The following is an 18,105-nucleotide window of genomic DNA, read 5'->3' as shown; positions in this document are numbered from 1 at the left end:
CGACTGAGGGGCTGTTGGGGTGACGGGCGGGCGGGCCGACGGGCGGGGGCGCGAGTCGCGGGGAGGGGGCGGGCCCGGACGGAGAAAGGCCCGCACCTCGTCCGGGCGCGGACCCTCTGGCGGGCAGAGCCGCCGCAAATACGTTTCTGCGTATGGGTTTCGCGAGCGGCCGCCGCTGGTCAGGGACCGGAGCTTATCCATCCGCGCTGGACCGCCTTCGCCCCGGCCTGGAACCGGCTGCGGGCCTCCAGCTTCTCCATCAGCTCGGCCGCCATGCGGCGGGCGGTGCGGGGCGAGACACCCAGGCGGCGGGCGATGACCTCGTCGGTGTACCCGTCGTACAGGAGCCTGAGGTACTCGGTCTCCACGCGGCTCGGCCGGTGCGGCGCCTCGGGGTCACGGGAGTCGCCGAGCGGCGTGGCCCGCTGCCAGAAACTCTCGAACAGTTCGACCATGGCCGCGAGGACGCCCTTGCCGCGCAGCAGCAGCACCCCGTCGCCGGTCGACTCGTCGTCCATCGGGACGACGGCGGTGTGCCGGTCGACGATCAGCATCCGCACCGGCAGGGTCGGCACCGTGCGGACCTGGCCGCCCCGGGCGGTCAGCCAGGTGGCGTAGGTGACGGACGGCTGGTGGTTGCGCACGCTGTCGAGATACATCGTGCGCATACGCACGCCGCGGTCGAGGAGTTCCAGGTCCTGCGGTCTTGCGGCTTCCATGTTCTCGGCGGTCTGGGCGCCCGGCGCGAATGCCATCACTTCCGTGGTGACCCCTCGGCAGAGCAGTCCGATGCGATCCCGGATCTCGTCGATTCCGACGGCCTGCTCGATTTCACCGGCCGGCCCCCCGGGCGTCTCCGTGAATTCAGCGGCCAGTTTCTCCACGGCGAGCCGGACATCCTCGGTCCGCTTGCGTTCTTCCGCGAGGCGGGCCTCCTGCCGGGCCAGCAGCCATTTCATCGCGGTCTGCGGCCCCACCGCCCGCACCCGGGCGGGCGCCTCCCCGGTGATCCGGACCAGCGACAACTCGCTCAATATGTCCAGCTGGCTGCGGAGTTCCTGCTCCGTCAGGCCCGTCATCTGAAGAATCTCGTGGAAATCGCCGTCCGGATTACTCAGTACGGCGCGATAGATACTGGCGGTTTCATCCTTGATTCCGAGCACATCGAACACTCATCTCCCCCTTCGCGAACCGGTATGGCCTGACCGGCGCGGAGAGCATCCTACCCGCCGGGGTTGGACATCAGAAGGGCGCTATTGAGGCACCGTTCAGTAGACCTTCAGTAGACCTTCGGCACTTCAAGAATCTACATACGGAGAGTCACCAAGAGGCCGTAGGGAAATCTTCCGAATGGTGCAGGAAACAGGCAACTGTCCGGTGTCAGTATCGATACACAGGGCGGCCCCTCATCCGGATCCGGGGCCGGAGAGGGGAACGCGATGCGCTGGGACGGGGTACACATAGCGGCGACCGGGGTCTGGCTGCCCGGCCGGCTGTCGGCCGCGGAGGCGGTGGCGGCGGGGGCGTACGACGCCGACGAGCACGCCGCGAACAGGATCGCGTCCGTCACTGCGGCCGAGACCGAGGCCGACGGCGGACCGGCCGCACCGGAGATGGCGGTACGGGCGGCGCGTACGGCGCTGCGGCGGGCCGGCGCGGCCGCCGAGCGGGTGTCCGCGGTGTTCCACAGTTATGTCTGGTTCCAGGGCGCCGACATGTGGGCGCCGGCCTCCTACGTGGCGGACGGCGCGGCCGGTTCGGGTGTGCCGGCCTTCGGGCTCCAGCAGTCGTGCAACGCCGGGGTGTCCTCGCTGGAACTCGGCGCCCGTCAACTGGAGGCGGGCGGCGCGGTGCTGCTCACCACGGCGGACCGGTTCTCCGGCCCGTCGTTCGACCGCTGGCGCTGTGAGCGCGGCCTCGTCTACGGCGACGCGGGCACGGCGCTGGTGCTGTCCTCCGTCGGCGGGTTCGCCCGGCTGCTGTCCACCTCGACCGCGGTGGACAACTCCCTCGAGGCGATCTCCCGTCCGGCGCGTCCGGTCACGGACCCGTCGCAGACGCGGTGTCCGCTGGACCTCAGCGCCCTCGCGGACGACTACGTCCGGGCGAACGGCGATCCGCGCCGGCTGACCCTCCGCACGGCCCAGGTCGCCGACGAGTCCGTGCGCCAGGCGCTGGCGGACGCGGACACCCGCATGGAGGACGTCTCCCGCGTCGTGCTCAACGCCACCGGGCGGTCGCGGATGCGCTGGCAGCTCGAACTCCAGCTCGGCCTCAACGAGAAGATGTCCAACTGGGAGTTCTGCAGCGAGGTCGGCCACCTCGGAGCGGGCGACCACTGCGCCGGCCTCGACGACCTGGTCCGCTCCGGCCAGGTCCTCCCCGGCGACCGGGTCCTCCTCGTCGGCGGCGGCACGGGCTACAGCTGCACGTCGGCGGTCGTCGAGATCACGGAGACACCTCGCTGGTCCGAGTGAGGGTGGCCGGCCGGGTCGGGCCAGTAGGGCGTTCCGCCGGTCGAGCGGCCCCGTGAGGCGGCGGGGCTTCGTCGAAGGGCCGGTGCCAGGTCGTGTCCGTGAAGTCCCGTCCGCTCCGCGACACCCGGCGGGCTCGTCCTCCGGGCGGACGACGGGACCTTGCGGACGCGACCTAGGCGGCTGGGCCCTGGGGGGCTCGCAGGAGGGTCAGTCTGGGGGTGGGGGGTGTCGCTCCGGGCAGGGGGGCGGGGGTGCCGGTGAGTACGGCCTGCTGGGTGGCGCGGAGTTCCGCGCCCGGGCTCAGGCCGAGGTGGTCGGCCAGCAGGCGGCTCGCCCGCTGGTAGGCGGCGAGTGCGTCGGCCTGCCGGCCCGCCCGGTACAGCGCGTGCATCAGCAGGGCCCACAGGCGTTCCCGGTAGGGGTGTTCCGCGGTGAGCGCCACCAGCGAGGGGACCGCCTCGGCGTGGGTGCCGGCCAGCAGGGCCAGTTCGGCGTGGTCCTCGACCGCGGCGAGGCGCAGTTCGGTCAGCCGAGCCCGTTCGATCTCCAGCAGCGGGCCGCCGACCCCGGTGAGCGGTGGCCCCTGCCACTCGGCGAGCGCCCGGGCCGCCGCCCGTTCGGCGGCGACGGGCTCGCCGGCCGCCCGCAGCGCGCGGGCCTCGTCCCGGGCGGTCTGGAAGCGGCCGAGGTCGTGCTCCTCGGCGGTCACCGCCAGCCGGTAGGAGGAGCCGACACGCTCGATGACCCCGCCCGCCGCGCGGGGCGCGCGCTGCGGCTCCAGCAGCCGGCGCAGCTTGGAGACGTACACCTGCACCAGGTTGCCGCCCGAGGCGGCGCCGTCGCCCGACCAGACGGCCTGGTGCAGTTCGTCCCGGCCGACCGGGGTGCCGGCGCGCAGCACCAGCATGGCGAGCAGCGACCGCGGCCGGGGGCCGCCCAGCGGTAGTTCCACCCCGTCGCGGCGGCACCGCACCTCGCCCAGGACCGTCAGGTCCAGACGGGGCACGGGACACGGGTCCTGCGAGGCGGCCTTGGTCATGGGTGTCTCCCGCGAGGAACGTGGACGCTGAACGCCCCTCATTCTGGCCGCGCGGCCGGGAAACGCCCCCGCCGCGCCGCTGGCAGGAACCGTCAACGGCCGCAATATGCCAGCACCCCGTTCCGTGGCCTTTTCCGGCCACCGCAGAAAGCGTCCAGGGGTAATGCGTGGTAAAGGCGTGACCGACTGCCGGATGCTCACCGGCATGTTTCTCGTCCATGCGCGCCTGAAGTCGTCCGGCACGCGCTTTCCCCCTGATTTCGCCGACCTCGTCGCACGCTGCGCGCAGCCCGACGAGGGGCTCCGGCACAGCGTGTTCCACGCCGACGCGCCGACCGGTCCGGTGCTCGGCCTGTTCCTGTCAGGGCCCTCCCTGTCCCTCGTGGAGAGCGCCGCACGAGCCGTCGTGGAGCGCGCCCTGGACCACCACGACTTCCTGTCGGGGATTCTCCTCGTCAGCTGCGAAGCGGTCCTGCCGACGCCCTACTTCGAGTGGCTGGTGGAGCGGCCCGACGACGGTGGACGGCTTATGCCACCGGCGGATTAGGCCAGTCGAGAACCGGTGACAAGCCCGGCGGGGTCAGGAAAAGTACTGGTCATCGGCCCCGGGACGCCCCGGCAGAGGCCCTCTCCCCACTCCTCGCGGACCTTGGTCCGCCCTGCCCCGAAACAGGAGTCACCATGTCCGTCACCTCCCTGACCACCGCCACCAAGACCGCCCTCGCCGCCCTGCTGTTCGCCGTCGCCCTGCTGGTGGCCGCCCCCCTGGCGGCGCACGGCGGACAGCACACGGCCGGCACCTCCGTCACCGCCGACGCGGCCCCCGCCGCCACGACCACGACCACGCCCGTCACCACGAAGGACACCACCGGCTGGCAGTGACGGGCGGGCCCCGCACGCGGCCCCGCCGCTCGGCCTCGCACCAGAATCCCTGCTCCTGAGAATTTCCATGAAGAGGCACATCAGATGACTATCGAGGCCGATCTTCCGCTTCTCAGCAGTGTCCCCGAATCGTCGCCGAACACGGTTCGGCACATTTCTCGCAGAGAGCCACTGGACTGGCTCTTCCAGTCCGCCGCGGCCCCCGTCATCGAAATCCGCGGAGATCGCTGGACCGGAAAGAGCGAACTTCTCGCCCGGCTCTCGGCCGAGGCCGCCCGGCACGGCTGGAGCGTCGCCTCGGGCACCGCCTCCGCCCAGCCGTTCCGCTCCATCTCCCTGGGCCTGTTCATGGACGCCCTGGACGAACCCCTCGCCGGCACCGGTCTCCCGGACGACCCGTTCGGGCGCTACCAGGCGTTCCGCGCGGTGCGGAACCTGCTGGAGTCGCTGAGCCCGGCCGGCGGGATGCTCCTGGCCCTCGACGACGTGCACCGGGCCGACGAGGCCTCCGTGGACCTGCTCTCCTACCTGCTGCGCCATCCGCCGGCCGGCCGGGTGGTGCTGGCCCTGGCCCACCGCCCGCGCCAGACGGACCCCGGCCTGCGGAACCTGCTCGACCAGGCCGCCGCCCGCCAGTGGGCGCACCGCCTCACGCCCGCCGTGCTCGACCCGCAGGAGGCGCTGGCCCTGCTGCCCGACGACCTCAGCCGGTCGCAGCGGGAGCGCATGCTGGATGTCACGGAACACAATCCGGGGCTGCTGAAGGCCCTCGGCTCCACCCGGAGTCTGCTCGGCGCCGACGGCCGCGCCCTGCCGTCCCTGCCCCTGCACGTGCTCACCGAGACCCTGCGCGACTTCGCGTCGCTGAGCCCGGCGAGCTGGCTGGTGGTGAGAGCGGCCGCCGTCCTCGGCGAGCCCTCCGACCCCGCCGCCCTGGGCACCGTGGCGCAGGTGAGCGACGAGGAACTGCGCGCGGCGGTGGACGAGTTGACCCGCGAGGACCTGCTGCGCACGGAGGGCGCCTCGCCCCTGCTCGGCTTCGGCAACCCGGCGCTGCGTGCGGCCGCGTACCAGTCGGCGGGCCCCGGCTGGCTGTTCGGCGCCCATGCCCGCGCGGCCCGGCTGCTGGCCGCCCGTGACGCCGACGCCGTACGACTGGCCGAGCACCTGCAGTACGGGGCGGCGCTCGGCGACCGTGACAGCGCCCAGATCCTGCTGACGGCCGCGGGGCTGCGGCAGTGGAGCGACCCGCAGCGGTCGGCGGCCTGGTCGGGCGCCGCGCTCGCCCTGGGCCTGTCCGACGAGGACGCGGCCCGGGCCCGGCTGCAGCTCGGCGGCGCACTGACCCTGTGCGGCCGGCTGCGGGAGGCCATGGACGTCCTGGGGCCGCTGACCCGGGCGGGCGGGACCGGCGGTACGGGTCTCGACGCCGCCCACTGGTACGCGCAGGCTCTGCGGCTCACGGGGGCGCACGAGGGTGCCGACCGAGTCCTTGCGGCGGCGCTCGACCGGGCGGCGTCCGCTGGTCCTGAGCAGCGGGCCGGACTGCTCGCCGCCCGCATCGCGCTCGCCCTGGACACCGCCCGTCCGGTGCCGGACGGTCCGGTGACCGCGCTGCTGAGCACGGCCGAGCATCTCGGCCCGGTCGCCCGGGCCGGTGTCTACGCGCTGAGCGCGGCCGCCGCTCTGAGGTCCGCGTCGGGGGAACACGCGGACTTCCACGCGGTGGCGGCGGCGCGGCTGCTGGACCGGGCGGCCGACGACGCCGTGCTGCCGCACGTCGAGGGGCTGTACTGGCTGGCGGGTGCCGAGGCGGCGCTCGGCCGGCACAACGCCGCGCACCGGCACTACGAGCGTGGTCTGCGGCTGGCGGAGTCCGGCCGGCTCCGGGTGCTCGCGCCCCGGTTCGCCAGCGCGCTGGCCGGGCTCGCGCCGACCGCCGGCCGTGACCTGCCGCCGGCGGCGGAGGCCGCGGAGGTCCCGGGTGCGAGGGCGGCCGCCACGCCCGCAACCGGCGCCACGGCCACGGCGGCGAGAGCCGCGACGGCCGCCGCCACGGTGCCCACGGCCTCGGAGTCCGCGCCGCCCACCGGGCCCGCCGAGTCCACCGGGCCCGCCGGCTCCTCGGAGCCCGCGGAGGCCGCGGCGTCCGCCGCCTCGGAGCTGTCCCGGCTGAGCAAGCGTGAGCTGGAGATCGCCGTGCTGGTCAGCGGCGGCCGGACCAACCAGCAGATCGCCCGGTCGCTGGAGGTCAGCCACAAGACGGTGGAGACGCACATGGGCCGCATCTTCAAGAAGCTGGTGGTCTCCTCGCGGGCGGAGGTCGCCGCGATGGTGGGCCGCTCGGACCGGGGCCCGGAAGCGGGCCGGTGACGGTGGGCGGCCCCGGTCTCCCGTGGCCGCCCGCCGTCTCACCCGCGTGCCTCGGCCGCCGCCGGCAGCTTCAACTTCCCGTCGGCTCCCCGCCCGGCCACGAAGCGGGAGCGGTCGGCCCGGACCAGCGCCGGCCGCGCGGCCGGGGCCGGAGCGGCGTCGGCCACGAATGCGGCGATCGCGGCCACCGTGGGGCTCTCGAAGAGCAACCCGAACGGCGGGACCGTGCCGTACTCCTCCCGCACCCGCTCCAGAAGGCGGGACATCACCAGCGAGTGGGCGCCGAGTTCGAACAGGTCATCGGTGCGTCCGATCCGCACGCCGGGCAGCAGTGTGCCGGCGAACTCGGCGATCCGGCGTTCGGCCGGGGTGCGCGGCGGCTCGGGGCCGTCCTGCTCGTCCCGCCCCGACTCCGGGTCGGGCGCGGGCAGCGCGCGCCGGTTCACCTTGCCGTTCGGCGTGAGCGGCAGCGCGTCCAGCACCGCGATGACGGACGGCACCGCGTACGACGGCAGCCACGCCCGCAGGGCCGTGCGCAGTTCGGCCCGGTCCAGGTGGGTGCCGGTCGGCTCCACGTAGGCCGCGAGCCGCGCGTCCGACCCGGTGCCGTCGACGATCACCGCGGCCCGGCGGACCGTCGGCTGCCGTTCCAGGGTGGCCTCGATCTCGCCGAGTTCGATGCGGTGACCGTGCACCTTGACCTGGGTGTCGGCCCGTCCGACGAAGGCGAGGCGGCCGTCGGCGCGCCGGCGCACCAGGTCACCGGTGCGGTAGAGCCGGGAGCCGGGCGCGGCGTCGAAGGGGTGCGGCACGAACCGTTCGGCCGTCAGCCCGGGCCGGCCCAGGTAGCCGTGGGCGAGACCGGCGCCGCCGATGTACAGCTCGCCGGTCGCCCCGACGGGCAGCGGCCGCATCTCCGGGTCGAGGACGTACACCTCGGTGTTGGCCAGCGGGCGGCCCAGCGGTACGTCGGCGGTCTCCTCACCGACCAGGGTGCTGACCGACCAGACGGTGGTCTCGGTCGGGCCGTAGACGTTCCACAGCTTCGTGCCGCGCTTGGGCAGTTCGCGGGTCAGCTCGACCGGCATGCGCTCGCCGCCGCACAGCGCGGTGAGCCCGGGGGTGCCGGTCCAGCCGGCGTCCAGCAGGAGCTGCCAGGAGACCGGGGTGGCCTGGAGGTGCGTGACGCGCCCGCTGTCGAGGCAGGCCCGCAGCCGGGCTCCGGAGGCCGCCGTCTGCGGGTCCGTGAGGTGGACGGTGGCCCCGTTGGTCAGGGGCATGAAGTAGTCGAGCAGGCTGATGTCGAAGGTGGGGGTGGTCACCGACAGCCAGCCGTCGCCGGGACCGGTCGGCAGGTCGCGGCCCATCGCCAGGATCATGTTCGTCAGCGACCGGTGCGCGATCACGACGCCCTTGGGGTTGCCCGTGGAGCCGGAGGTGTAGATGACGTACGCCGGCGACCCCGGGTCCAGGCGCACCGCCGGCGGCCGCTCGGCCTCCGTGCCGTCCGGCCGGACGACCAGCGCGTGGTCGGTGTCGCCGTCGGTGACGACGGCGGCGGTCTCCGCGTCCCGGAGCACGTAGTCGATCCGGTCGGCCGGGAGTTTCGGGTCCAGCGGCAGGTAGGCGGCGCCGGACTTCATCACGCCGAGCAGCGCGGCGAGCAGTGCGGGGGTGCGGGGCAGCAGCACGGCCACCAGGTCGCCGGGTCCGACGCCGGCCCGGTGCAGCCGGTGGGCGATGCCGTTGGCCAGCCGGTCGAGCCGCCCGTAGTCGAGGGCGTCGGCCTCGGCGCCGGCGAGCAGGACGGCGGGTGCGCCGGGGGTGGCGGCGGCCTGTGCCTCGAACCGGGCGACGACGCTCGCGTCCGTGTCGTGGGCGACGGCGGTGTCGTTCCACGCGCGGCACAGCCGCAGTTCCGCCTCGCCCATGACGGGCAGGTCGCCCGCAGCGGTGCCGGGGGCGCGGGACACGGCGTCGAGCAGGGCGGTCAGCCGTTCGGCCAGCAGTGCGGCGGTGCCCTCCTCGTACAGGTCGGTGTCGTAGCGCAAAACGCCGGACAGGCCGCCGTCGACCCGCCCGAAGGTGAGCTGGACGTCGAACTGGCTGCCGCCGAGCGGCAGGGCGCGGGTGACGCAGTCGAGGCCGCCGACGGTGAACGGGGTGCCCTCGTGGTTCACCGCCATGGACACCAGCGCCTCGGACCGCTCCCCCGGTGTCTGGTGCAGCGTCAGCAGCGAGCGGACCAGGGGCCGTCCGCTGTGGTCGCGGGTCGGGCTGAGCCGTTCCACCAGCGTGGAGAACGGTGTGTCCGCGCCGCCGAACACCTCCTGGGCGGTGCTGTGGGCCTGCCGCAGCAGCGCGGTGAAGGGCGCGGCGAGGTCGACGCGGGCGGCCAGCGGGACGGTGTTGACCAGGCAGCCGATGGTGCCGGCGAGGTCGGCGTCGGCGCGGCCGTGCACCGGGGTGCCGACGACGACCTCGTTGCCGCCGGTGCAGCGGGCGAGCAGGAGCTGGTAGGCGGCCAACAGCACGCTGTAGAGGGTGGTGCCCTCGCGGCGGGCCAGCTCGGTCAGGCGGCGGGTGACGTCGGCGTCGACGCGCAGCGGCAGGCTGGTGCCGCGCATCCGGGGCGCGGCGGGCCGTGCGTGGTCGGCCGGCGGTGCCGTCTCGGCCGTGACGGCGGCCAGGGTCTCGGCCCACCGGTCGAGGCGGGCACGGCTCGCGGGCGACTCCAGGCGGCGGTTCTGCCGGTGGGTGAAGACCGGCTGGGGCAGCGCCTCGGCGGTGACGGGTTCCCGGCCGGCCAGTACGGCCGGGTAGACCTCGTCGAGTTCGTCCAGGAGCAGGGCGAGCGACCACAGGTCGGCGACCAGGTGGTGCAGGGCCAGCACCAGGCGGTGGTCGCCGTCGCCGCGGCGGAACAGCCGGACCCGCAGCAGCGGGCCGCGGCGCAGGTCGAAGGGGGCCTCGGCGGCCTGTGCCACGTGCGCGGCGAGGACCGCCTCGTCCGCGTCGCTCAGGTCGACGTGCGCGAAGGACGGGGGCAGTTCGGCGTGCACCCGCTGGACGGGCTCGCCGTCCTGGAGCGTGAAGGTGCTGCGCAGGGCCGCGTGCCGGGCGGTGATCCGCTCCAGAGCGGTCCTGAGGGCGTCCGGGACGACGGGCCCGCGGATGTCGAAGGAGGCGGCGATCAGGTTGGCGGGGCTGTCCGGGGCGACCTGGTCGGTGAACCACAGGGCCGCCTGGTTGCGGGCGAGCGGGTGGTCGCCGGGCGTGGCTCCGGCGGCGCGGTCGCGGGCCAGGTCGGCTTCGGTGTCCTCGTTCTCGGGGGCGGCGTCGAGGCGGTCGCAGACCAGCCGGGCGAGTCCGGCGAGGTCGGTGTCGAGTGCCTCGTCGAGGGCGAGGTCGACGCCTGCGCGGCCGCGCAGGGCGTGCCGCAGCCGGACGGCGCCGAGCGAGTCGAGGCCCAGGGTCGACAGCGGCACGCCGGGCGCGAACTCCTCGCTGCGTGCCTTGAGTTGCTCGCCGAGCAGGTCGCGCAGCATGGTGAAGACCAGGCCGGGCCTGAGTTCGGCGGGCAGGGCCCGCAGGTCCTCGGCGGGCGTGGCCGGCGCGGGGACGGGGGTGCCGGGTGCGGGCGCGGCGGTGCCGGGCGCGTGCGGGACGTGGCCCTCGGCGGCCAGGACGGTGAGGTCGCCGTCGAGCCAGGCGGCGGCGCAGGCGTGGCGCTGGACCTTGCCGCTGGAGGTGCGGGGCAGGGTGGCGGCCCGGATGAGCACCACGGCGAGGGGGCGTACGCCGTGCTCGTCGGCGACGGTGGTGCGGACCTGCCGGGCCAGGGCGGCGAGGTCGCCGTCCTGGTGGTCGCGGGCGACCTCGTGCACGACGACGACGTGCTCGGTGCCCTCGTGCTCGACCTGGACGGCGGCTCCGCAGTTCGTCCTCAGCGCGGGGTGCACGGACTCGACCGTCCGCTCGATGTCCTGCGGGTAGTGGTTGCGGCCGCGTACGACGATGAGGTCCTTGAGCCGTCCGGTGACGAAGAGTTCGCCGTCGCGGAGGGCGCCGAGGTCGCCGGTGCGCAGAAAGGCGGCGCCGTCGGGGCCGTCGTCGGCGAGCCGGGCGCGGAAGGTGTCCTCGCTGAGGCCGGGCCGGTGCAGGTAGCCGTCGGCCACGCTCGGCCCGGACACCCAGACCTCGCCGACGGTGCCCTCGGGCACCCGCAGCAGGGTCCGCGGGTCGACGATCTCCAGGCGCTGTTCGGGGTCGGGCCGGCCGCTGCCGACCAGGGCGTACGACGAGACGGGCCGGCCGTCCGGGCCGGCCGGGGCGAGTTCCGGGGCGAGCGGGGCCGGAGCGCTGCCGTGCGGTTTGCAGGTGACGATCAGGGTCGCCTCGGCCAGGCCGTAGCAGGGCGTGAACGCCTCGGCGCGGAAGCCGGCCGGGGCGAAGGCCGTGCTGAACCGCTCCAGGGTCTCGGCCCGGATCGGCTCGGCCCCGTTGAACGCGACCTCCCACCGGCTCAGGTCCAGTCCGTCCAGGGCTTCGGAGGTGACCAGGTCGGCGCACAGGTCGTAGGCGAAGTTGGGGCCGCCGCTCACGGTGGCGCCGGTGCGGCTGATCTCCCGCAGCCAGCGCAGCGGGTCCTGGCTGAAGGAGGCGGGCGACATCAGGGCGCAGGAGCCGCCGTAGTACAGCGGCTGGAGCATGCCGCCGATGAGGCCCATGTCGTGGAAGAGGGGCAGCCAGGACATGCCGACGGTGTGCTCGGTGGTGCGGAACGCGCGCTGGATGAGGCCGGAGTTGTGCAGCAGGTTGCCGTGGCTGAGCAGCACACCGCGCGGGGTGGAGGTGGAGCCGGAGGTGTACTGGAGGAAGGCGGTGGTGTCCGCGGTGACGGCCGGCGGCAGCCACCGGTCGGCCTCGTCCTCGGGGACCGCGTCGGTGGCCTCGAGGCGCAGGGTGTCCATGAGCAGGCCGTCGGGGTCGCCGGGCAGCAGCCGTTCACGGATCCGGGAGGTGGTCAGCGCCAGGTCCGCGCCGCAGTCGGCGACGATGCCGGCCAGCCGCTCCACCGAGCGGGGCCTGCGGGTGGGCGGGTACACCGGTACGGCGACGGCTCCCGCGTACAGGCAGGCCACGAACGCCACGACGTAGTCGAGGCCGGGCGGTTGCAGCAGCACGACCGGGCGGCCCGCTGCTCCCCGCCGCTGCAGCCGGGCCGCGACGGCCCGCGCCAGCCGGTCGAGCCGGCCGTAGGTGAGGACCTCGGGGGCGTCGCCCTCGGCGGCGGAGAAGGTGAAGGCCGTCCTCGCCGGGTCGGCCGACGCCCTCGCGGTGATCAGTGAGATCCAGTCCTGGTGCTCTGTTGGCGGGTTCACGCGTCTGCGTTCCTCGTGGCTCGGGCCGCTGGCGGCCGGTGGGCGGATGGCGTGCGGGTCAGCCCTCGACGCCGGCGGCCAGGGCCTGGCGCAGGCTGAGCGGCCTCATGTCGGTCCAGACGTGGTCGATGTGCGCGAGGCAGTCCTCCTTGGCGCCCCGGGTGCCCTCGGCGGTCCAGCCGAGCGGCAGCTCACGACCTTCCGGCCAGAGCGAGTACTGCTCCTCGTGGTTGACGACGACCTGGTAGGTGGTGTCCTGGCTGGTCATGACGGTGCTCCGATCGGTGCGGCGGGTTCGGTGAGCGGGGTGCGGAGGGTGGCGGGGGCGATACCGGGGCGGCCGCATGCGGCGACGAACCGGGCGAAGAGGGCGTGGTCGCCGGAGACCTCGGGGTGCCACTGCACGCCCACGACGAAGCGGCGGGCGGGGTCCTCGGCGCCCTCGACCAGGCCGTCCTCGGCGCGGGCGGTGACCCGCAGCGGGCCGGCGTCGGCGATGCCCTGGTGATGGTGGGAGTTGACCCGGGCGCGCCGTCCGTACACGGAGCCCAGGACGCTGTCCGGGGCGAACTCGACCTCGTGCGCGCCGAAGACGCCCTCGCGCGGGCAGTGGCCGGTGTGGCCGAGCACGTCGGGCAGGTGCTGGTGCAGGGAGCCGCCGTGGACGACGGCCAGCAGCTGCAGTCCGCGGCAGACGCCGAGGACGGGCAGGTCCCGGTCGAGCGCGCCCCGCAGCAGGAGCAGTTCGGCCGTGTCCCGCACGCGCTGTTCGGTGTCGGTCTCGGGGTGGCGGGCCTGCCCGTAGTGGTGCGGGGCGAGGTCCACGCCGCCGGGCAGCAGCAGTCCGTCGAGCCGGTCGAGGACGTCGGCGTCGCGGTCGTCGGGAGGCAGCACCACGGCCCGGCCGCCGGCGGCCGTGACGCCGTCGACGTACGACTCGTGGATGACGGCGGCGCGGGTGTCCCAGATGTTCCAGCGGGCCGGTTCGAGGTAGCTCGCGATGCCGATGACCGGCCTGCTCACGGGGTGACCTCCTGCGGCCGGCCGGCGGGGACGGGCGTGGTGCGCAGGGCGTCGGCGCACAGCGCGAGGGCCTGCTCGAAGAGGACGGAGGTGCTGTCCACCGGCGCTCCGAAGCGGGTGCGCTGCCGCAGGGCCGCCACCCGGTCGGCGAGGTCGGCCGCGGGGGCGGTGGCGTGCACGGCTCCGGCGAAGACGTCGGCCAGCTCGACCAGGTCGTCCCCGGCGAGGCCGTGGTAGGTAGGCTCGTTGAGCCCGATGCGCACGCCCTGGCCGGTGAAGCCGGGCAGCCCGGCCATGAAGTTGACCCGCAGGCCGGCCGCGTACAGCCGGTCGCTCGCCGTCTTCGGGGCGACGCCGTCGCGCTCGGTGTCCAGCCAGAGCTGGTGGCCGGCGGAGTAGCCGCGGTCGGCGGCGCAGACGGTGATGCCGCGCTCGGTCAGCAGCCCGCCGAAGGCACGGGTGTTGTCGACGACGGCCTGGGCGTAGGCGGGTCCGCCGTGGTCGCGGAACTCCAGCAACGCGATGCCGAGGCCGATGGTGGAGGCGAAGTGGTGGCTGCTGACCAGGAAGTCCTGGGTCTCGCGGACACGCCGGTCGATCTCGGCGTCGCGGGTGAGGACGACGGCCTTCTGCGGGCCGGGGAACGTCTTGTGGGTGGAGCCGCCGAGGCTGTCGGCGCCCTGGTCCAGCGGGTTGGGGAACACCCCGCCGAGCACCAGGCCGAACCAGTGGCTGGCGTCGACGTGCACCCGGGTGCGCGGGGACACCTCACGGACCACGGCGACCAGTTCGGCGACGTCGATGGGGAACAGGCAGTGCGACTGGTCGACGTAGAGCAGCGCGGGCTGGGTGCGGGCCAGCAGGCGCGCCGCGTGGTCGAGGTCGAGGGAGTGCGGGTCGGGGCCGCGCAGGAACTCGACGTTCAGGCCGAGGCGGCGGGCCACGCTGGGCGTGGCGAAGTGGCCGCCGTTCTCGGCGGCGACGGTGACGACCGTCGACTCGGGGTCGCCGCCGAGGGCCGCCAGCACCAGCGTCATGGCGCTCAGGCCGCTGAGCGGGCGTACGGAGACGAACTCGGCCCGGCCGAGCTCCCGCAGCAGCGGGACGGTGAGGTTCGTCTCCAGGTCGCGCAGGCGCTGGCCGCCGCGGAAGTGCCAGCGGTCCGGGTGGTCCGACTCGTTGAAGAAGTAGCGGTGGTACGGGTCGAGCAGCAGGGGCAGCTTCGACAGTCCGGACAGGGCGTTCTCGGACGGCACCATGCTGAGGGTCTGCCGGGCTTCCGTCTCGTTGTCGGCGAGGAGCCGGACGACCTGCTCCAGTGTCACGTCGGTGTTCACCTCGGGTGACTCCTTAACTCTTGCGGCTCGGGGACGCTGGGGTTCTCACTTCGACGCGGCGGCGGCCCGGGGCCGGTCGCGCAGCCGGGCGCCGGCCACCATCACCTGGCCGAGGGCGATGCCCCCGTCGTTGGTGGGCACGAGTCGGTGCGGGTACGCGTCGAACCCGGCCTCGCGCAGTGCGGCGATGCAGTTGATCAGCAGGAACTCGTTGAGGAAGACACCGCCGGAGAGAACGACCTGGGTGATGCCGTGCTCCGCACGGCGGCCGGCGCACATCTCCACCACCATCCGGACCACCGCCGTGTGGAAGCGTCTGCTGACCGTCTCCACGGGCGTGCCCGCGGCGAGGTCGGCGGCGAGGTCGCGGACCAGCGGGAGCGGGTCGACGACGCGGGGACCGGTGCCGCCGGCGGGCTCGGTGACGCCGAACCGGTAGGGGCGGTCGGCGGGGGTGAGATCCCGGCCGAGCAGGCCCTCCAGTTCGATGGGGCCCTGGGCCTCGTACTCGGCGTGGGAGCACACCCCGAGCAGCGCCGCGACGCCGTCGAAGAGGCGGCCCATGCTGGAGACGCGCGGGGCGTTGATGCCGCGCCGCACCATGGCGGTGTAGACGTGGATCTCCTGCTCGGTCAGCTCCCCGAGGTCCGGGAAGGCGGCGACGGCCGCCCCGGGGTCGCCCAGGGCCTCCAGAGCGAGGGCGAAGGCGGTGCGCACCGGCTGGTGGACGGCCATGTCGCCGCCGAGCAGCGGGATCGGCCGCAGATGGGCCACGCGGTCCACGCCGGCGAAGTCGCCGAGCAGGAACTCACCGCCCCAGATGGTGCCGTCGAGGCCGTAGCCGGCGCCGTCGAAGACGACGCCCAGGGTGGTGCCGGTGAGCCGGTTCTCGGCCATGCACGAGGCCATGTGGGCGTGGTGGTGCTGCACCTCCACGACGTCCTCGGGCCGTTCGTCGCCGGCCAGCACGTGGGAGCGGAAGGAGGGGTGCATGTCGACGGCGACCTGCCGGGGCCGCAGGTCGTACAGCTCGGTGAGGTGGGTCGCGGTCTGCTGGTGCGAGCGGAACGTCTCGTCGTTCTTCAGGTCGCCGATGTGCTGGCTGACGTACACCTTGCGGTCCGTGCCGAGCGCCAGCGTGGTCTTCAGTTCGGCGCCGTAGGCGAGGACGGGTCCGGGCAGGGCGTCGACCTCGACCGGGTAGGGGGCGTAGCCGCGGGAGCGGCGCAGGAAGGTGACGAGCGGGCTGTCGAGGGCGGGGTGGTCCGAGCAGCGGACCACGGAGTCGTCCACGCGGACGTGGATGTCGCGGTCGTGGTGGAGCACCAGGTCGGCGACCTCGAAGAGCTGGGCGAGGGCGTCCTCGTTGCGGTAGGCGATCGGGTAGCCGGAGACGTTTCCGCTGGTCATCACGAGCACGTCGAGGCCCGGCCGGTCCAGCAGCAGGTGGTGCAGGGGCGCGGAGGGCAGCATGACGCCGAGGTTGGGGTTGCGCGGGGCGATCTCCTCGGGGAGCGCGCCGGGGATCTTGCGCAGCAGGACGATCGGCCGGGCCGGTGACTCCAGGAGTTCCGCCTCGGCGGCCCCGCAGTCGGCGAGCCGGGCCGCGGCCCGCAGGTCGTCGACCATGACGGCGAACGGTTTGGAGTCGCGCTTCTTGCGGCGGCGCAGCCGGGCGACCGCCCCCGCGTCCCGGGCGTCCACCGCGAGGTGGAAGCCGCCGACGCTCTTGACGGCGACGATCCGCCCCTCGGCGAGCGCCTCGGTGACGGCGGTCAGGGCGTCGTCGCCGGTGGCGAGTTCCCCGGCGGGACCCGACAGGGTCAGCCGGGGGCCGCAGGCGGGACAGGCGTTGGGCTGGGCGTGGTAGCGGCGGTCGGCCGGGTCCTCGTACTCGCGCCGGCAGTCCGCGCACATCACGAAGGACGCCATGGTGGTCTGCTCCCGGTCGTACGGGAGCCCCTTGATGAGGGAGTAACGCGGCCCGCAGTGGGTGCAGTTGGTAAAGGGGTAGCGGTGGCGCCGGTCGGCGGGGTCTCGGACCTCACGCAGGCAGTCGGCGCACACGTGGGAGTCGGGCGGGACGATGGTGCTCGACCGGCCCGTGCGGGCGCTCTGCCGGATCTCGAAACCCGCGCCGGCCCCGGCCGGGACGGAGGTGCGGTCCTCCACCCGCACCTCGTCGACCCGGGCCAGGAGCGGAGCGTCGTCGCGCAGGGCCACGACGAAGGCGTTCAGCCGGGCGACTTCTCCCCGGACTTCGGTCCGCACGCCGTGACTGTCGTTGAGCACCCAGCCGGACAACCCCAGGGAGGTGGCCAGGGTGTGGACGAAGGGCCGGTAGCCCACGCCCTGCACCACTCCGCAGACCCGGATCAGCCATTGCTCGGCCGATGGGGACGTTCCGGGTGCGGCGGACGGGCTGCCGTCCGGCACAGTGATCTGCTGCACGATCCCGCTCCGATCCGGTGTGTTCAGCAAAGACGCGGCAGTTCCGCGCCCTGGAGTTCCTCGATCTCGCTGACCCTGCCGTCGCGGCCGAGCAGTTCGACCGCCTTGCCGATCTGGTCGGTGACCTCGCCGACGACCACGGCCTCGGCACCGTACGGGTGCTCGCGCAGCGCCTTGAGTACGACGTCGACGGAGTCGGGGTCCACGAACAGCGCCAGACAGCCCTCGTTGGCGCAGTGGATGGGGTTGATGCCGAGCATGTCGGCCGCCATCCGGGTCTCGTGGGCGATCGGCAGCTCCGCCTCCTCGACGCGCACCTTGCGGCCGAGCGCGGCCGAGTACTCGTGCAGCACGGCCGAGAGACCGCCGCGGGTGACGTCGCGCATGGAGCGCACGGCGTCGGCGGGTACGGCCGCCTCGACGGAGTCGATCAGGCCGTTGAGCGGCGCGCAGTCGCTGAGCACGTTCTTCTCGAAGCCCAGGCCCTCGCGCACCGACAGCAGGTGCACGGTGTGGTTGCCGATCGGGCCGCTGAGCACGATCCGGTCGCCGGGGCGGACGTCCGTCATGCGCTTGGGCGGCGTGTGGAACACCCCGATCCCGGTGGTGTTGAGGAAGATGCCGTCGGCCTCGCCGGGCCCGACCACCTTGGTGTCGCCCGCGACGATCTTCACGCCGGCCTCGGCCGCGGTGTCCCGCAGTGAGACCAGGGCGCGGTGCAGGTCCCGGATCGGCAGTCCGGTCTCCAGGATCATCGCGAGGGTGAGGTAGAGCGGCTTGGCACCCACCACGGCGAGGTCGTTGACGGTGCCGCAGACGGCGATCTTGCCGATGTCGCCGTTGCCGAAGAACGGCGGGTCGACGACGAAGGAGTCGGTGGTCATCGCGATGCTGCCGGAAGGTGCCGGCAGCATCGCGCTGTCCTCCATCTCGCCGATGTAGACGTCGCCCAGCACCTCCACGACGAACTCGACCAGCTCCCGGCTGAGCCGGGCGCCAGTGCCGTGGTCTAGGACGATCTGCTGGTCCAGCAAGGATTCCGTGGCCATCAGCTACGGCACTCCTGTCAGTTCGGGGGTTCGGTTCGAGGTTCGCTTCGACGGGAAGGCGCGCGGGCGGGCGCGTCGGCCGGGGACCGG

General features: G+C 73.9%; 12 protein-coding genes. 4 read left to right on the top strand and 8 right to left on the bottom strand.

The window, feature by feature from the left end; translation table 11 throughout:
• Window positions 1-179: 179 nt before the first annotated feature.
• Complete coding sequence (locus PV343_RS27010) at window positions 180-1,079, bottom strand: helix-turn-helix transcriptional regulator (protein ID WP_319149580.1); 900 nt, start codon at window positions 1,077-1,079, stop codon at window positions 180-182.
• Window positions 1,080-1,439: 360 nt separating this feature from the next.
• On the opposite strand from PV343_RS27010, the gene PV343_RS27005 reads away from it, so the two are divergent.
• Complete coding sequence (locus PV343_RS27005; RefSeq protein WP_319149578.1) at window positions 1,440-2,477, top strand: 3-oxoacyl-[acyl-carrier-protein] synthase III C-terminal domain-containing protein; 1,038 nt, start codon at window positions 1,440-1,442, stop codon at window positions 2,475-2,477.
• 172 nt (window positions 2,478-2,649) lie between these two features.
• Here PV343_RS27005 and PV343_RS27000 read toward each other — a convergent pair whose 3' ends face one another.
• Entirely contained in the window at window positions 2,650-3,516 is an 867-nt protein-coding gene (locus PV343_RS27000) for an AfsR/SARP family transcriptional regulator (RefSeq protein ID WP_319149577.1), read from the bottom strand.
• Window positions 3,517-3,694: 178 nt separating this feature from the next.
• On the opposite strand from PV343_RS27000, the gene PV343_RS26995 reads away from it, so the two are divergent.
• The 3 genes from PV343_RS26995 (at window position 3,695) to PV343_RS26985 (ending at window position 6,771) form a co-directional block, all read left to right on the top strand.
• Window positions 3,695-4,063 (top strand): hypothetical protein, encoded by a 369-nt coding sequence (locus tag PV343_RS26995; RefSeq protein WP_319149576.1) that lies wholly within the window; start codon window positions 3,695-3,697, stop codon window positions 4,061-4,063.
• 134 nt (window positions 4,064-4,197) lie between these two features.
• On the top strand, window positions 4,198-4,398 hold the full coding sequence (locus tag PV343_RS26990; RefSeq protein ID WP_319149575.1) for a hypothetical protein: 201 nt from the start codon (window positions 4,198-4,200) through the stop codon (window positions 4,396-4,398).
• An 84-nt stretch (window positions 4,399-4,482) separates the two neighbouring features.
• Window positions 4,483-6,771: a helix-turn-helix transcriptional regulator gene (locus PV343_RS26985; RefSeq protein ID WP_319149574.1), complete on the top strand. Its 2,289-nt coding sequence runs from the start codon at window positions 4,483-4,485 to the stop codon at window positions 6,769-6,771.
• Window positions 6,772-6,809: 38 nt separating this feature from the next.
• Here PV343_RS26985 and PV343_RS26980 read toward each other — a convergent pair whose 3' ends face one another.
• Genes PV343_RS26980 through hypE form a run of 6 tightly spaced genes read right to left on the bottom strand, consistent with a single transcriptional unit; the run spans window position 6,810 to window position 18,015 of the window.
• The gene (locus PV343_RS26980) at window positions 6,810-12,155 is read right to left on the bottom strand and encodes a non-ribosomal peptide synthetase (protein ID WP_319149573.1); all 5,346 of its coding nucleotides are present in this window, start codon (window positions 12,153-12,155) and stop codon (window positions 6,810-6,812) included.
• 58 nt (window positions 12,156-12,213) lie between these two features.
• The gene (locus PV343_RS26975) at window positions 12,214-12,423 is read right to left on the bottom strand and encodes an MbtH family protein (protein ID WP_319149572.1); all 210 of its coding nucleotides are present in this window, start codon (window positions 12,421-12,423) and stop codon (window positions 12,214-12,216) included.
• On the bottom strand, window positions 12,420-13,178 hold the full coding sequence (locus PV343_RS26970) for a gamma-glutamyl-gamma-aminobutyrate hydrolase family protein (protein ID WP_319149571.1): 759 nt from the start codon (window positions 13,176-13,178) through the stop codon (window positions 12,420-12,422). The genes PV343_RS26975 and PV343_RS26970 overlap by 4 nt, the downstream gene beginning before the upstream one ends.
• Window positions 13,175-14,515: a hypothetical protein gene (locus PV343_RS26965; RefSeq protein WP_319149570.1), complete on the bottom strand. Its 1,341-nt coding sequence runs from the start codon at window positions 14,513-14,515 to the stop codon at window positions 13,175-13,177. The genes PV343_RS26970 and PV343_RS26965 overlap by 4 nt, the downstream gene beginning before the upstream one ends.
• A 45-nt stretch (window positions 14,516-14,560) precedes the next feature.
• The gene (gene hypF, locus PV343_RS26960; protein ID WP_319149569.1) at window positions 14,561-16,966 is read right to left on the bottom strand and encodes a carbamoyltransferase HypF; all 2,406 of its coding nucleotides are present in this window, start codon (window positions 16,964-16,966) and stop codon (window positions 14,561-14,563) included.
• A gap of 23 nt (window positions 16,967-16,989) precedes the next feature.
• Window positions 16,990-18,015 carry a hydrogenase expression/formation protein HypE gene (gene hypE / locus PV343_RS26955; RefSeq protein ID WP_319149568.1) on the bottom strand — a complete coding sequence of 342 codons (1,026 nt, stop codon included), beginning with the start codon at window positions 18,013-18,015 and terminating at the stop codon, window positions 16,990-16,992.
• Between the last annotated feature and the right edge of the window lie 90 nt (window positions 18,016-18,105).

It is taken from the genome of Streptomyces sp. WI03-4A, from assembly GCF_033792105.1.
Taxonomy (GTDB): domain Bacteria; phylum Actinomycetota; class Actinomycetes; order Streptomycetales; family Streptomycetaceae; genus Streptomyces; species Streptomyces collinus_A.
This window is presented reverse-complemented; position numbering and strand designations above follow the sequence as displayed.

Excerpts from the sequence above, each read along its gene's own strand:
- PV343_RS27010 (WP_319149580.1), bottom strand. The coding sequence starts at position 1,079 with ATGACGGGCCTGACGGAGCAGGAACTCCGCAGCCAGCTGGACATATTG.
- PV343_RS27005 (WP_319149578.1), top strand. The coding sequence starts at position 1,440 with ATGCGCTGGGACGGGGTACACATAGCGGCGACCGGGGTCTGGCTGCCC.
- PV343_RS27000 (WP_319149577.1), bottom strand. The coding sequence starts at position 3,516 with ATGACCAAGGCCGCCTCGCAGGACCCGTGTCCCGTGCCCCGTCTGGAC.
- PV343_RS26990 (WP_319149575.1), top strand. The coding sequence starts at position 4,198 with ATGTCCGTCACCTCCCTGACCACCGCCACCAAGACCGCCCTCGCCGCC.
- PV343_RS26985 (WP_319149574.1), top strand. The coding sequence starts at position 4,483 with ATGACTATCGAGGCCGATCTTCCGCTTCTCAGCAGTGTCCCCGAATCG.
- PV343_RS26975 (WP_319149572.1), bottom strand. The coding sequence starts at position 12,423 with ATGACCAGCCAGGACACCACCTACCAGGTCGTCGTCAACCACGAGGAG.
- hypE (WP_319149568.1), bottom strand. The coding sequence starts at position 18,015 with ATGGCCACGGAATCCTTGCTGGACCAGCAGATCGTCCTAGACCACGGC.